Source organism: Nocardiopsis sp. CNR-923 (genome assembly GCF_001942255.1).
Lineage (GTDB): Bacteria > Actinomycetota > Actinomycetes > Streptosporangiales > Streptosporangiaceae > Nocardiopsis.
In genome coordinates this window covers 76,922-90,861 of record NZ_MKKC01000065.1, presented here as the reverse complement: position 1 = coordinate 90,861, position 13,940 = coordinate 76,922, and the positions used below count along the sequence as shown (strand labels likewise).

Annotated in this window: 11 protein-coding genes and 4 pseudogenes; 8 read left to right on the top strand and 7 right to left on the bottom strand. The window is 70.9% G+C overall.

The annotated features are described in order from the left end of the window. The first annotated feature begins 156 nt into the window (after positions 1-156). The 3 genes and pseudogenes from BJF83_RS27365 (at position 157) to BJF83_RS06545 (ending at position 4,719) form a co-directional block, all read left to right on the top strand. Positions 157-312: a hypothetical protein gene (locus tag BJF83_RS27365; protein ID WP_158070340.1), complete on the top strand. Its 156-nt coding sequence runs from the start codon at positions 157-159 to the stop codon at positions 310-312. Positions 313-383: 71 nt separating this feature from the next. Next, positions 384-3,493 (top strand): annotated as a pseudogene (locus BJF83_RS06555) (lantibiotic dehydratase). Further along, on the top strand, positions 3,490-4,719 hold the full coding sequence (locus BJF83_RS06545; RefSeq protein WP_075925587.1) for a lanthionine synthetase C family protein: 1,230 nt from the start codon (positions 3,490-3,492) through the stop codon (positions 4,717-4,719). The pseudogene BJF83_RS06555 and the gene BJF83_RS06545 overlap by 4 nt, the downstream one beginning before the upstream one ends. An 80-nt stretch (positions 4,720-4,799) precedes the next feature. On the opposite strand, the gene BJF83_RS06540 is transcribed toward BJF83_RS06545, so the two are convergent. Both BJF83_RS06540 and BJF83_RS06535 read right to left on the bottom strand, forming a co-directional pair. After that, a complete protein-coding gene (locus BJF83_RS06540) occupies positions 4,800-5,057 on the bottom strand; it encodes a DUF397 domain-containing protein (RefSeq protein ID WP_075925586.1) in 258 nt (85 codons plus the stop codon). After that, entirely contained in the window at positions 5,054-5,935 is an 882-nt protein-coding gene (locus BJF83_RS06535; protein WP_075925585.1) for a helix-turn-helix transcriptional regulator, read from the bottom strand. Before BJF83_RS06535 ends, BJF83_RS06540 begins: the two co-directional genes overlap by 4 nt. 265 nt (positions 5,936-6,200) lie before the next feature. Here BJF83_RS06535 and BJF83_RS06530 point away from each other — a divergent pair, with 265 nt between their 5' ends. After that, positions 6,201-6,521, top strand: coding sequence for a hypothetical protein (locus BJF83_RS06530; RefSeq protein ID WP_075925584.1), 321 nt, complete (start codon positions 6,201-6,203; stop codon positions 6,519-6,521). On the opposite strand, the gene BJF83_RS06525 is transcribed toward BJF83_RS06530, so the two are convergent. Then, positions 6,518-7,366: a hypothetical protein gene (locus BJF83_RS06525; protein ID WP_083678439.1), complete on the bottom strand. Its 849-nt coding sequence runs from the start codon at positions 7,364-7,366 to the stop codon at positions 6,518-6,520. The genes BJF83_RS06530 and BJF83_RS06525 overlap by 4 nt on opposite strands. Positions 7,367-7,490: 124 nt before the next feature. On the opposite strand from BJF83_RS06525, the pseudogene BJF83_RS06520 reads away from it, so the two are divergent. Further along, positions 7,491-8,676, top strand: a pseudogene (locus tag BJF83_RS06520) (endonuclease/exonuclease/phosphatase family protein). Positions 8,677-8,954: 278 nt separating this feature from the next. Here the strand turns inward: BJF83_RS06520 and BJF83_RS06515 are convergent. From BJF83_RS06515 to BJF83_RS06505, 3 genes are all read right to left on the bottom strand, one after another. Next, the gene (locus BJF83_RS06515; protein ID WP_075925657.1) at positions 8,955-9,266 is read right to left on the bottom strand and encodes a chorismate mutase; all 312 of its coding nucleotides are present in this window, start codon (positions 9,264-9,266) and stop codon (positions 8,955-8,957) included. Between the two features lie 249 nt (positions 9,267-9,515). After that, a complete protein-coding gene (locus BJF83_RS06510; protein ID WP_075925583.1) occupies positions 9,516-10,184 on the bottom strand; it encodes a PaaI family thioesterase in 669 nt (222 codons plus the stop codon). Between the two features lie 131 nt (positions 10,185-10,315). Beyond that, positions 10,316-10,780, bottom strand: coding sequence for a GNAT family N-acetyltransferase (locus tag BJF83_RS06505; protein WP_075925582.1), 465 nt, complete (start codon positions 10,778-10,780; stop codon positions 10,316-10,318). A 220-nt stretch (positions 10,781-11,000) separates the two neighbouring features. On the opposite strand from BJF83_RS06505, the gene BJF83_RS06500 reads away from it, so the two are divergent. The 3 genes and pseudogenes from BJF83_RS06500 (at position 11,001) to BJF83_RS06490 (ending at position 12,959) form a co-directional block, all read left to right on the top strand. Next, positions 11,001-11,858 (top strand): AraC family transcriptional regulator, encoded by an 858-nt coding sequence (locus BJF83_RS06500; RefSeq protein WP_075925581.1) that lies wholly within the window; start codon positions 11,001-11,003, stop codon positions 11,856-11,858. A gap of 69 nt (positions 11,859-11,927) precedes the next feature. Next, positions 11,928-12,664 (top strand): annotated as a pseudogene (locus BJF83_RS06495) (AzlC family ABC transporter permease). Next, positions 12,649-12,959: pseudogene (locus BJF83_RS06490) on the top strand (AzlD domain-containing protein). The pseudogenes BJF83_RS06495 and BJF83_RS06490 overlap by 16 nt, the downstream one beginning before the upstream one ends. Positions 12,960-13,018: 59 nt before the next feature. Here BJF83_RS06490 and BJF83_RS06485 read toward each other — a convergent pair. Further along, entirely contained in the window at positions 13,019-13,939 is a 921-nt protein-coding gene (locus BJF83_RS06485) for a LysR family transcriptional regulator (protein ID WP_075925580.1), read from the bottom strand. Between the last annotated feature and the right edge of the window lies 1 nt (position 13,940).

The following is a 13,940-nucleotide window of genomic DNA, read 5'->3' as shown; positions in this document are numbered from 1 at the left end:
CCCCGGGCATGTCGGACACCCGCTCACAGACTCCCTTGTGGGCAGCGCACTCGTGTCTCCCGCCCCGTCCCCTGGGAACAGTCTTCGTGACGCCGACCGCATCAGTGAACGCGGAAGGCGGATCGTCGACACCGGCTCCCGACGGAGAGGAAGGTCATGCAGGAGAACGAGATCTACGGAGAGTTCCAGCTCGACCTGCGCATCATCCCGGAGGCCCAGTGGCAGAGCCCCACTGCCGCAGCCTCCGAAGACTGCACCAACACCTGTGCCACCCTGCCCAACTGCTTCGCCGACGCCCCCGGCTCGGTGTGAGTGAGCGCCGCCCCCGGACACCCGGGGGCGGCGCACTTCCGTCCCCGTTCTCCCACTCCTCGCAAGGACCTATGACCGCCGACATGCCTCGGTACGAGTGTGCGGGTACCGCCATGCTCCGGGCACCGCTGCACTCGTTCGACGCTCTCCCCGACATTCCCGTCGCCGCCCTGGACCGCACGTCATCACTTGAAACGCTGGAGCTCACGGCCTGGATTCGCGGCACCGTCAACCGTGACGCGGCCCTACGGGAGGCGATCAGGATCTCCAGTCCGTCCCTGGCCCGAGCGGTGGAGCAGGTGATCGCCGGGCGGGAGCTTCCACCGCGACGGGTCCGTCGAGCTGCCGGATCCCTCGCCCGGTACCTCCTGCGCATGCACAGCCGGGCGACGCCGTTCGGAACGCTGGCGGGAGTCGCCACCGCCACGTTCGGCCCGAAGGCGTCAACACGATGGCACGGTCGCCACCATGGGGTTGCCTCCATCGACCTCGGCTGGCTCGATCCCTGGGTGCGGCGATGTCAGTCGCAGCCCGCTGTCCTCGCCCATCTCCTTGTGGTCGTCAACAACCTCTGCCGGATCCGTGGCGAGAGGTTGGTGCTTCCCAATAACCACACGGCCGAGGGGCAGCCCGCGCACACCTCCGTCCGGCTGAGCGATCCCGTTCGGGTGCTCCTGGAATCGGCCCGCGCACCGGTCCCCGCCCGTCGGCTTCGGGAGAGCATCGGCCAGCGGCACCCCCGGGTACCCACGGCGGTGATCGATGCGTTGCTACAGCAGCTCGTGGACCTGGGATTTCTGCTCACCGAGCTGCCGCCAGCGCCAGGGACACCTGATCCCGTCGGGCATGTCCTGGCCGTCATTGAGGCTCTCCCGCCGGACACCCTCCTCCCGGACATGGCCGAGGATGTGGACCAACTACGTCAGGTGCACAAGGACCTCGATCGCTACAGGCGGCTGCCCATCGGCACCGGGCTCGACCTCATCACGTCAGCCCAGCGGCGTCTGCGAACCATCTGTGCCACGCCTCGCGAACAGAACGTCCAGGTCGACCTGGCGTTGGGCGCGGATGTCCAACTCCCGCCCCTCGTCGCGCAGGAGGTGGAAGCCGCCGCGAGCGTCCTGTCCCGCCTGGCCGCGCCCTATCCCGGCATCCTGGACGACTACCACCGACGGTTCGCGCGATGGTACGGCGTCAACACCCCGGTGCCCGTCAAGGAGGTGTTGGACCCGGAACGTGGGCTGGATCCGCCCTGGGCCGGTGGAAGGCCCCACGTGGCCTTCGGGGGGCAGGAGCACCGGGATCGCGTCCTCGCGACACTCGCGCAGGAGGCCACGCTCCTGGGACGTGAGGTCGTGCTGGACGAATCCTCGCTGGCGGAACTGTCGGAGCCGACGCACGACCTCCCACCACCGGGGGAGGTCGAACTGTGCGCGCGACTTCTGGCCGCATCGGACGACGCACTCAACGCCGGTGACTTTCTCCTCGTCGTCGCTTCCGCGTTCGGCTCGCCCTCGATCGGGGCGATGACCAACCGCTTCGCCCACCTGTTCCCGGACCAGCGGCAGATACGGCGAGACGACCGCTCCCGCGCCCAGGAGGGAGGCGCGGTTGTTCCACGGGCGCGCCTCGTGTTCTCACCGCTGCACCGCCGGAGCGCCAACGTCCTCCGTGGCCCGGAGTGGTCGGGGCCGGCCATCCCGTTGGGAACGTTCGCCGACCCCCGCGACCCGACCGTGCTCGACCCCGACGACCTCTACGTCGTTGCTGGTCCGCACCGTCTCCACGTCTGTTCGTACTCCCGCGAGCAGGAGGTGTCCCCCGTCGGCGTCCACTCGCTCAACTACCGTTCCCAGGCTCCCCCGCTCGCGCGACTCCTCCGTGAGATCGGCCTCTGCGGGATCCGGCCCTGGCAGCCCTGGACGTGGGGTGCGGCGGCGCACCTGCCGCACCTACCGCGTGTCCGATATGGGAGAACGATTCTGGCGTCCGCTCGGTGGCGTGTTCCCGCCGCGCTCCGTGGGTTCGACAAGGACTTCCGTGCCTGGGAACGCGCGATGAACCGTTGGTGTGACACCTGGCGCGTTCCCGACAGGGTCCAGATCCTGGCCCCGAACGTCTCGCGTGACCGCTGTCTCATACTCGACCTGGGGCGGGAATCCCATCGGTACCTGTTCCGGGAAGAAGTCCTGCGCGAGAAGGAGATCGTCGTCACCGAATGCCCGGACGCCGCGCCAGAAGCAACTGGATGGTTGGCGGGCCGCAGCAATGAGATCGTCTTCGCCCTCACGCTCGGCACACCGCCTACCCCGCCCCCGGTTCCCACAGTCTCGGCGTCCCTCATCCGAGCCCCGGAGCACCTGCCGGGAGGGTCGTGGCTCAGCACTCAGGTCGCGTGCGATCCGGAGCACATGGACGACCTCATCACGGCACACCTGCCGGAGCTGCTTCTCGGGCTGACGGTCGAGCGATGGTTCTTCGTGCGGTACGACGACCCTCACCCCCACCTACGCCTGCGCTTCCGTGGTGTCCCGGACACGCTCAACGCCGATGTGCTGCCTCGGCTGAGGGACTGGGTCGTCGCGCTCGGGGCCTCGGGTCTGGTCGGCCGCCTGCAGCTCACGACCTACACGCCCGAGGTCGCCGCTACGGCCCCGGGGACGCCATGACGGCGGCGGAACGCGTGTTCCACGCTGACAGCGTTTCCGTGCTCGATCAATCCCGCCTCGTTCGCGCCGGTCGGGTGGACATCCCCCCGATGCTGTTGGCCGCCACGAACGTCGCGGACATCGCATGGTCGTTCCTGGGCGCTGACGCGGCGGATTGGTTCGCCGCACGGAGTAAGACTTCGCATCATCGTGCCTTCCAGGAGCGGCGTGACACGGCGCTGGCACTCATCGACCCCGACTCCGACTGGTCGGGGCTGCGTGGTGTCCCAGGAGGTCACGCCGTCATCGAGTCGTGGCAGGACCGCCGTGCGGCGTTGGAGGAGTACCGGTCCCGCCTCCACGAAGGCGTCAACGGCTGTCCCGCGCCCGAGCAGGTCCTCAGCTCGTTGCTGCACATGCACGCCAACCGCCTGCTCGGGATCGACCGGGAGAGCGAGGCGGAGGCGCTGGCGGTGGCACGGGCGGCCGTTCGCGCCCACGAGCGGCGCGCTGAGAAAGGCGGTTCGCCGTGAGCGAAGCCGACGAGGCGCGTGAGCGTGCCCGCGACCTCGTTGCCCAGGTGTCCGAGCAGCTTGCCGATCCTCGCAGAGTCCTCCCTGCCCCGGCGTCGCTCGACCAGGGCCGCCCCGGGATCGCTCTGTTGTTCGCCGAACTGGGCCGCACGGACTCCGACTCCCGCTCGACCGCGCACGCATGGCTCTCCAAGGCGGCGCAGGAGGTCCGTGTCCGGCCGGAGGACGGCCTCTACCAGGGAGCCACCGCGTTGGCCTACACCCTGCACACGGCTGGTCCAAGCGACTACGGGGACGCGCTCGACCGCTTGGACGACGTCACCGTCGACCGGGTCCGCGCCTTCGTCCGGGATGAACGGAACCGCGCAGGGTCGGGAGTGCCGGGCGTACGGATGAGGGCGTACGACCTGATCTCCGGTGCCACCGGTCTGGGTTTCTACCTCCTGCACAGGGGTTCCGCCCCGGCCGAACTCCGTGCACTGCTCTCCTCCCTGGTGGAGCTGACCGAACCGACGCGTGATCTTCGAGGCCGACCCCTCCCAGGTTGGTGGACGCCGGATACACCCACTCCCGCCCAGCCCGCCCTCTACCCACGCGGCCACGTCAGTCTGGGAGTCGCCCATGGCATCGCCGGGACGCTCTCCCTCCTCACCCAAGCCTGGACAGAGAATGTCCGCGTTCCAGGGCATAGCGACGCGATCGATCGGCTCGTGAATTGGTTGCTGCGCTGGGGTCCCACTGGACCGCGCACCGAAACGTGGTCGGGCTGGCCGGGAATCGTGATCCCTGATGAGGCAGACGGACAACTCAGGGCACCCGTTCAACCGCAGCGACCCGTGTGGTGCTACGGGACGGTCGGAGTCGCCAGGGCCGTGCAGTTGGCGGGGGTCGCCCTTTCCCGGCCTGAGTGGACGAGCGTTGCCGTCGAAAGCCTCGTCGCGGTGCTGGACGCCCCCGCACTCACCGGCTTGATCACCGACCCGACGCTCTGCCACGGGTGGGCTGGCGCGCTGCACGTCAGCTGGCGCGCGGCCCATACGAGCGGCGATCCCAGGCTCCAGGTACGGCTACCGGTGCTTGCCCACGCAGTGATGGACCATCCCGAGTTCGACAGCGCACCCGACGGCCTGCTCACAGGGCGCGCAGGCATCGCCTTGGCGTTGCACACATTCGCTTCCGGCACTCAACCGCTCAGCGGTTGGGACCGCTGTCTAGCCCTCGGCTGACTGACACACCAGTTCCGATTGCGTGACGTCCCCTGTCCGGTGGCCGGGAGACTCCCGGCCACCGAACCGTTCGTCAGGGATCAGTCGCGCTTGGCGGACGCCAAGAATGCGTCCCACTCCCCCGGCGCGAAGGAGAAGTAGCCAATACCGGGGTTCTTGGAGTCCCGCAGGCGCGTGTGGCAAGCCCCGTCGGCAACCTCGATGCAGTTTCCGCCTTGGACACTGCTGTGGGAGGACTTCCGCCACGAGCGCGCCACCTCCACGCAGTCACCACCCTTGCTCCCGCTGTAGCTGGACTTCCACCACCTAGACTCGGGAAGTCTCCACGCTTCGGTCATAGGTCTCTCGCAATCCCCATCATCAACTCGACAGATGCGCAGGGCGCCAGTGCTTGCATGCACAGCGCACCAAACGCCTGGCGCATCGGGAGGACATCCTTCGCTTGGTTGGACATTGTGGCAGCCCCGCCAGCTTCGATGTACAGGAGCGAGTCATCGTCGACAAAGTCCAGAAGATTCCAGGATCCGTCCAAGCCGGCGTGTTCGACTGCGTTGATCGGCATGATCCCGAGATTCACAACGTGGCTCTGGGCCAACGCGATGAGCCGTTCGAGCTGCTCGCGCAGCACCGCTGCGCCCCCGATAGGACGTCGGACCACGACCTCATCAATAATCGCGAAGATCGTCGGACGGGATTCGCGTCGGAAGACCTGCTGACGCTGAATCCTGGCTGTGGTCTGCCGATCAACCTCGGCATCACCCATGTACGGGCGGTCGCAGCCCAGGACCGCTCGCGCGTAGGCCTCTGTTTGGAAGAGCCCTGGCACCGTCTGTGATTGAAAGGTGTAGATCGCTGTGGCCTCAGCCTCAAGAGCGGCGTACGGCCTGAACCAGGAGGGGTAGGGGTCGCTCGCGTCCTCCAGCAGCGGCAGTATCCGGCTGAGCGCGCCTCCGGTGTCGAGCGCCTCGTCGCAGCACTCGGTGAACTTGGACATGACCCGGTCGCCGTCGCGAGCGTCCAGCGGCGTCCTCCGGGCGGTCTCCACCATCGAGATCATCGACTTCGAGTACGGGATCACTTCCGCGAGCTGCGCCTGTGTCAGCCCGGCGGCTTCCCGGAAGCGCTTGAGCTCGGCCGCGTAGTACCTCAGTGCTGGCGAGATCGAGCGCTGCGGCTCGTTGGACTCGTCCTCGGGCACAAGGTGCAGGTCGGTCATGGCGGGCGCTCCGAAAGGGGTGAGGGGTGACACCGAGTCCCCGCGAATCGGTGATCTCAGCGTAATTCCTCATTCACCGTCGGTCGGGGTTTTCCACAGATGAAGTTCGCTCACCCGCCCACAATCACTTCGAGGCCGCTCACAGCACTTGGCCGGACTCCACGCACTCCACAGGCCCCTGCGGCATTTCGGACAGTAATCCACGGCTCGCACGGTGGGCATGAATCGGTAGCGCTGGGTGACGGTCGTCCCGCAGCCTCGAAGCATGGAGAACACCACCGCACGACTGGTCCACCCGTTCGACCTCGCCCCCGACGACCTGCGCGCCGAGGCTGACGCTCTGGCCTGTGAGGAGGCACCGCACCGGTTCGCGGTTTTCGCCTTGGACGAGGCCGAGCAGGACGGCGTCATCCTGGCCTGGGGACTGCGGTTCGGGAACGGCCGTGTCGTTCTCGTCGGCGACGGCGCACCCATCCGCGGAACGTTCGGTTCGCTACGCTCGGCGCTCCGGGTCTGCGCATACGGCGGCGCTGAGACCTACGTGGCCTGGGTCGACCCGGAACCGGATCCGGCCCCGGAGGACTAACGCCCCCGGAGCGCGCGGGCGATGCCGCGCAACCAGGGCTCACGGAAGGTCGGCTCGCCGGTGAGCACCTCGTGGATCTCCTCCCGCACCTCGCGCGTGCGGCCGTGCTGGTAGAGGGCGACCGCCTGGGCCAGCCCTCGGCGAGCCTCCTCGTCGTGGCGCGGCACGGTCACCTCCGGGTCGGCCCAGCGGGTGCGCCGGAAGGAGTGGGCGGTCTTGGGCTGGTGATTGCCCAGGTAACGCCACAACCAGAGGTCGACCGAGACGTTGCACACCGCTTTGCCGGGCAACTCGGTGACCCAGTCCTCATGCTGCTGCCACCGCCAGGTGTTCGGACTGGTCTTCTCGCGCACGGTGATGCCCACGTAGCGGATCTTGGTCCGGATGACGTTCCAGGCGGCGCGCTCGTCGTCGATCCAGTCGCGCAGGTGGTGGTGGAGGTTGGTGAAGGTCGACCCGTGCAGCACCAGGTCGGCGAAGACCACCGGGCGTCGACGCCCCGCGAGGTCGTTCGGTGACAGCCCGGAGGAGGTGAGGTTGGTACGCAGTTGGGCGCGTTCGGTCGCGGTGAGGTCCTCGCCGTCGGAGCCGTACAGGGACAATGGCAGCTGGTGGAGGCGCGACGCGTAAGGAGTCTCCGCCAGCACTCCGCTGAGCAGGTCGAACACGCTGTCGGCGGATCGCCCGACGAAGTACAGGTCACCGTCGGAGCTGCGGGCGAGCACCTTGGCGGCGCACTCGGCGAGGTGGGGAAGGTACTCGGGTTCGTGCTCGTGGCCGTCGAGGAGTGAGCCGAGCCGGTCACCGCGGGCGATGTTCCAGCGGAAGGGGCGAATCGGTTCCATGGGCGGCCATGAAAGCAGTGCGGGGCGGGCGGGACAACCGGTTTCCGCGCGCTGTGGACGGGTGACCTGCTAACGTCCGGCGGGCGGGGTGGGTCGCCCCGTCTCCCCCGCGAGAGGCCCTTCCATGTGTTCGACCGCCACCCTGGTGCTGGCGTCCTCGGGCGTGCGCCCGGCGCGTCCGGTGTCGGTGGTCTCGCCTTCGGTTCCGGGTCCGCCCGGGCCCGGCGAGGTCCGGTTCGCGACCTTCAACGCCGCGTTGACGCGGCCGACGGCCGGTGCCCTGTTGTCCGAACTGGCCGGACCGGGCGGCGCGCAGCTCCGCAACGTCGCCGAGATCGTCCAGCGGGTGCGCCCCGACGTCCTGCTCCTCAACGAGTTCGACCACGATCCGGGCGGTCTGGGCCCCCGCCTGTTCCAGGACCGCTACCTGTCGGTGGGGCACCGGGGTGCGGAGCCGATCGAGTACCCCTACGTCCACAACGCTCCGGTCAACACGGGGGTGGCCTCGGGGGCCGACCTGAACGGCGACGGCCGGGTGGTGATCGAGCCGGGCTGTGCGGCTACGCCGCGGACGCGTTCGGGTTCGGGCTGTTCCCCGGCCAGTACGGCATGGTCCTGTTCTCCCGCTACCCGATCCTGACCGACCGCGTCCGCACCTTCCGGACGTCCGGTGGGCCGACCTGAACGGGGCCCTGCTGCCCGTGCGTCCGGAGACGGGACGGCCCTTCTATTCGGGGGCGGCCCTCAAGGTGCTGAGGCTGTCCTCGAAGAGCCACTGGGACGTGCCGGTGGACGTGGGCGGGCGGCGGCCGGTGCACGTGTTGGCGTGCCATCCGACTCCACCGGCGTTCGACGGCCCCGAACGGCGCAACGTGCTGCGCAACCACGACGAGATCCGGTTCTGGGTCGACTACGTGTCCCCGGACGCCGGGCACCTGTACGACGACGAGGGGAGGCGAGGGGGGTTGGCCACGGGTGCGGCGTTCGTGGTCGCCGGGGATCTGAACGCCGATCCGGCTGCGGGTGACGGACACCCCAAGGCCATCACGCAGCTGTTGGAGCATCCCGGGGTCAGGGACGTGGAGCCAACGAGCAGGGGCGGGCTGGGCCAGGCCGCCGTGGACGCGGGGGCCGCCGTTCCCTCGGGTAACCTGCGCGCGGACTACGTGCTGCCCTCGGCTGAGCTGCCCGTGGGGCGATCGGGGGTGTTCTGGCCCGCGCCGGACGACCCCCTGTTCCGGCTGACCGGCGATCGGCCGTTCCCCAGTTCGGACCACCGGCTGGTGTGGGTGGACGTGGGGCGGCCCTGACCGCGGGATGTCAGGGCCTGCGCGACGGGCTGCGCCGACGCTCAGACACATGGTGTGCGACAGGTCCGTAGGTGGTGCCACCGACCAGGCGTACCACCGCGGGGGCCCAGCGGCCCCTCCTCTTGGTCGACCGCGTACGCCACGGTCACCGCTGGACCTGGTTCACCGAAGCCGGAGAGGACGTCGATCTCTGCCTGTGCGGGGACAGGACCCGGGCCGCCGGACATCGGACGCGGTTCCGCGGCGAACGGTTCCCCGAACCGCGGCAACCGTCCTGGTCAACGCTCCCGCTCGGCCTCCTCCTGGGCGGCGGCCAGCCCGGCGCTGATGACGCTGTCCATGATGGCGGCGAGCCGGTCGGCGCCCAGGCGCGGGGCGTGTTCGGCCATGCGCTCGACCAGGTCGCGCTCGCGGCGGGCGTCGCGTCCGGCGAAGTACCCGACCGGTTTGAGCCGCTGGACCTCGGCGGCCAGGAGCGCGCGGCGTTCCAGGAGTTCGGCGAGTTCGGCGTCCACCTGGTCGATGCGGCCGCGCAGCTGGCGGATCCGTTCGTCGGGTGTGGCCTCGGCGGAGGCGGTCGGACGGTGCACGGTGGGCTCCAACGGGTGAGTACGGGGCGCGGCCGCCGCGTCCTGTCGGTGTGCTGTCCCCGAGGGCGTCGGCCGCCTGAAAGACGAAAGAGCACCGGGCGTGCCGCCCGAGTGCTCCGTTGCCGACGATCCCTGTGCCCGCCTACGCGTCAGCGGCCGACGGGACCGTCGGCTGGCTAAACACGCGATAGCGGTGGACCATGGCGCCGATCCTACCTCCTTCGCCCGGCGCGCGCCCGTGCGACACTCCTACGCCCCGGGCTCGCGCAGCCTGAACTGCACCATGATCGCGGTCGCCTCGGCGGTGACCTCGCCGTTCACGCGGATCTCCCCGGCCACGAACACCTTGCGACGCTCCGCGCCCGTCACCCGGGAGGTGATCTCCAGCGGGGTGAACAGGGGGGTGGGTCTGCGGTAGTCGACGTCGATCCTGGCGGTGAGCCCGGGCATTCCCGCCAGCGCGGCGGCACTGCCGAGGGCCTGGTCGAGCAGTGCGGCAACCCAGCCGCCGTGGACGAGTCCGGGCGGGCCCTGGTAGGTGGTGCTGAGGGTGACGTCGCCGCGCAGCCCCTCGGGGGTGCGCTCCAGGGAGAGCGGCGGGGCGACGGGGTTGGTGTCCCCCGCGACGATGTTGGTGATGGTGCCGTACTCGACCGTGCCGTCGCGCAGGTCGCGCTGGACCATGGTGCCGACGTCGCGGCGGGCCACGTTGAGCCGGTCGGTGAGGGTCTCGACCGTGGCGGCTGCGTCGGCGAGGGTGTCGGTGTCGGCCTCGGTGTTGGCGACAGCGTCGACGAGGTCGTGGACGCGGGCCACCAGGGAGCGCAGCTCCGGGGGGATGTCGGCGGCCTCGACGACGGGGAGACCGTACTCCCGTGGGTCGGGCAGTGCCGGGACCGGCTGCGTGTTGACCGTCATGTGTTCCTCGTCGGATCGGGGTGGGCACGGGAGGCGGGGGGCACGAACTTCAAACCGAATGCTACTCGGTAGTATTCCAGGAAGAGATCCGGAACCCCAGCGCTTCTCGTCACACTCCGACGACGTGCGTGTCAGCCCACATCGCGCGCCATGTGCAGGTGCGGGATCCCCGCGTCCAGGAACTCCTCGCCGTGGGCGGTGTAGCCGAGCCGCTCGTAGAAGCCGAGCGCGTGGGTCTGCGCGTGGAGTTCCACCGTGGTCAGACCGCGCTCGCGCGCTCGGTCCTCCACCGCGCGCACCAGCGCCACCCCCGTACCGGCGCCCCGCCCCTTGGGCAGCACGGCCAGGCGGCCGAGCACGCCGACGCCCCCGCCCTGGTCCACGAGCCGGACCGTGCCCACGGGCACGTCGTCGACCAGCGCGAGGAGGTGGTCCGCGGTCACGTCGCGCTCGTCCCACTCCTCCTCGATAGGCACCTGCTGCTCGGAGACGAACACGGCGCCGCGGATGACGAACACGGCGCCGCGGATGACGAACACGGCGGCGCGGTCGCGGTCGTCCTCGGCCAGACGGATCAGCGGTTCAGTACTGGTCATGTCCGCAGACTAATCGCCCCGGGGACGTACCCGGGGCGCGCCTCCTCCGAGTCCGGCTCAGCACGGTCCCGACCAGCGCAGGCGCGGGGCGGCGCTGTCCGCGCCAGGAGGTGGCGGACCCGGTGCCGGCAGGTCCGCGAGGCGTCGACCGCCAGCGGCTCCGGGGCGGGAGGGCCGGGTGCCCTCGGCGTCGGCCGGGCCAGGATGCCAAGCTGGTGGCATGGGCCGACCCGAGACCGACCACCCGCCCGTCGAGGACGCGCGCGCCGAGCACGCGCGCTACTGGCGTTTCTCCGGGCTGCCCGGGACGGAACTGCTCACCGCGCGGTTCGTCACCACGGCGTTCGCCCGCCACACGCACCCGACGTACACGATCGGGGTGATCACGGGCGGGATCGAGGAGTTCGCGCACGATCGCGGGCACGTGCGGGTGGGTCCCGGCGGCCTGGCCGTGGTCGGCCCCGGCGAGGTGCACACGGGCCACGCGGGCGTCCCGGAGGGATGGAGCTACCGGGTCTTCTACCCCGCCCCCGAGGTGGTCGAGGACGTCGCCCGCGAACTCGGGATGCGCGGCACCCCGGCGTTCACGGAGTCGGGCATCGACGCGCCGGAGGCCGCCCGGGTCCTGGCCCGCGCCCACCTGGCGGCCGAACGGGGCGAGTCGCTGGCCGCCTCCGCCCACGCGCGGCGGGGGCTCGGGATGCTGCTGAGCTCCCACGGGCGCGAACGCGCCGCGGCTCCGGCCGGGCACGCCGCCCGCCCCGAGGTCGCCCTGGCCCGCGACCTGCTGGCCGCCCGGCTGCTGGACCCGCCCACCCTGGAGGAGTTGGCCGTGCGGGTGGGGCTGCGACCGTTCACGCTGGTCCGCGCGTTCCGCGAGGAGTACGGCCTGCCCCCGCACGCCTACCTCAACCAGCTGAGGGTCGACCGGGCCCGCGCGCTGCTGCGCTCCGGCCGACGGGTGGGAGAGGTCGCCGCCGAGGTGGGCTTCGCCGACCAACCGCATCTGACGCGGCACTTCCGCCGCCACCTGGGGGTGCCGCCCGGAGCCTACCGGCGCGCGATCCTGGCGTCCTGAGGGCCGCACCAGCCGGGGCGCAAGAACGTTCAAGACGGGGGCCGGGGCGCGGTCCTAGCCTCGGTCGTCGTGAAGACATCCTCGATCCTCCGTTCCGCCGCGGTGCGCGACGGCGTCGGGCTCGGCGTCGCCGTGGGCGCCGCCGGTCTGGCCTTCGGCACGGCGGCGGTGACCGCCGGACTCTCCCCCGCGCAGGCGGTGTTCCTGAGCACGTTCGCCTTCACCGGAGCGTCGCAGTTCGCCCTGGTCGGCGTGGTCGCCGGTGGCGGCAGCCTGGTCGCGGGCGTGGTGGGCGCCCTGCTGCTCGGGGCGCGCAACACGCTCTACGGACTGCGGCTCGCCGACACCCTGGCTGGCACGGCACGCGGCGTGCCCTGGCGGCGCACGGGGTCATCGACGAGACCGCCGCGATGACCCTGCCCCACACGGACCGGGCCACGGCCCGGGAGGCGTTCACGGCGACGCACGTGGTCCTCGGCGGGTTCTGGGTGGCGACCACGCTGGTCGGCGCGCTGGCGACGGACCGGGTGGCCGACGTGTCCGCGTTCGGGCTCGACGCCGTGGGCCCGGCCGTCTTCCTCGGGCTGTTGTGGCCGCGGCTGCGCGACGACGGCGCCCGGGTGCGGGTCATCGCCCTGCTGGGCGCGGGGATCGCCCTGGCCGCCACGCCCGTGCTGCCGTCCGGCGTCCCGGTGCTGCTGGCGGCCTCGGCCGCGTTGCTCGGGCTCCTGCGTCCCGTGGCCGCGGACCGGACCGACCGAGCACGTGTCGAGGAGGGCCGACGAGGACCCTGTGGATCGCGGTGATCGCCACCGCCGCCGGGTGCTACCTGCTCAAGTACGCCGGGCTGGCCGCCCCGCGCCGCCTGCTGGACGTCCCCTGGCTCCAGCGGTTCGCCATGGCCGTGCCGATCGCCCTGCTCGCCGCGCTGATCGCGGTCGAGGCGCTGCGGGGAGAGGGACAGGCCCTGGCCTGGGACACCGCGCGGATGGGCGGGATCGGCGCCGCCGTCGTCGCGCTGATCCTGCGGGCGCCTTCCTCGTCGTGGTCCTGGCCGCGGCGGCCACCACGGCGGCGCTGCGGTGGTGGGGGGTGGGCTGAGGCTCCGACGCGTCGCGGCCGCCCTCGGTCGTCCGTGGGGGATGTCCCGACGGAGTCCCTCAGGGCCGGGGAGCCGACTCCGTGTAGACGGAGGCGGCCTCCCGCAGCGCGCGCACGGCCGCCCGGATCGCGGGCCGTCGTGAGGATTCGGTCCGCCAGAACACGTACACCTGGCGGACCAGCGCGGGCTGCACCGGCACGACCCGCACCCCCTCCGGGACCGGGCCGCATCCCAGGCGGGGCATGACCGCCGCGCCGATCCCGGCGGCGATGAGGGTCAACTTGGTCTGGTGTTCCTCGACGGTGTGCACGATGAGGGGTTCGGCGCCGCGCGACCGGATCATGTCGTACAGCCAGTCGTTGCAGATCGACCCGCGCGACCAGCTGATCCAGGGAAGCGTGAGGATCTCGTCGAGCTCCAGCAGCTCCCGGTGGGCGAGCGGGTGGACGGCGGGCAGCGCGATGTCGCCGACGTCCTCCATGAGCGGCGCCCGGCTCATCCCGGTCGGCAGTTCCAGGGGCGCGCCCTCCCAGTCCACGACCAGGGCGAGGTCGGCGTCCCCGCGGGCCATGGCGGGCACGCTCTCGTGCGGCTCCTCCTCGTTGATCTCCACCCGCAGACCGGGGTGGGCCTCGCGCAGGGAGGTCAGGGCGTGCGGCATGAGTCCGCGCACGGCGGTGGGGGTGGCGGACAGCCGCAGGTGCCCGACGACGTCGTCGCGGTGGGCCTCCAGTTCGGCCTCGGCCCGTTGGACCATGGACAGGATCCGGGCGGTGTGCTCGACGAGGAGTTCGGCGGCGTCGGTGAGGCGCACCCCGCGACCGGCGCGCTCGACGAGCGGCTGACCGACCTCGCGTTCGAGCTTGGTCAGCTGCTGGGACACCGCGGAGTTGGTGACGTGGAGGGCCTGGGACGCCGCGCTGAGGGATCCGTGCACGGCGACGGCGTGCAGGACGCGGAGCCGGTCGACACTGAGCATG

Coding starts and splice junctions, on each gene's coding strand:
- BJF83_RS06505 (WP_075925582.1), bottom strand. CDS start 10,780: ATGACCAGTACTGAACCGCTGATCCGTCTGGCCGAGGACGACCGCGAC.
- BJF83_RS06535 (WP_075925585.1), bottom strand. CDS start 5,935: ATGACCGACCTGCACCTTGTGCCCGAGGACGAGTCCAACGAGCCGCAG.
- BJF83_RS06530 (WP_075925584.1), top strand. CDS start 6,201: ATGGAGAACACCACCGCACGACTGGTCCACCCGTTCGACCTCGCCCCC.
- BJF83_RS06510 (WP_075925583.1), bottom strand. CDS start 10,184: ATGACGGTCAACACGCAGCCGGTCCCGGCACTGCCCGACCCACGGGAG.
- BJF83_RS06540 (WP_075925586.1), bottom strand. CDS start 5,057: ATGACCGAAGCGTGGAGACTTCCCGAGTCTAGGTGGTGGAAGTCCAGC.
- BJF83_RS06500 (WP_075925581.1), top strand. CDS start 11,001: ATGGGCCGACCCGAGACCGACCACCCGCCCGTCGAGGACGCGCGCGCC.
- BJF83_RS06525 (WP_083678439.1), bottom strand. CDS start 7,366: ATGGAACCGATTCGCCCCTTCCGCTGGAACATCGCCCGCGGTGACCGG.
- BJF83_RS06485 (WP_075925580.1), bottom strand. CDS start 13,939: ATGCTCAGTGTCGACCGGCTCCGCGTCCTGCACGCCGTCGCCGTGCAC.
- BJF83_RS27365 (WP_158070340.1), top strand. CDS start 157: ATGCAGGAGAACGAGATCTACGGAGAGTTCCAGCTCGACCTGCGCATC.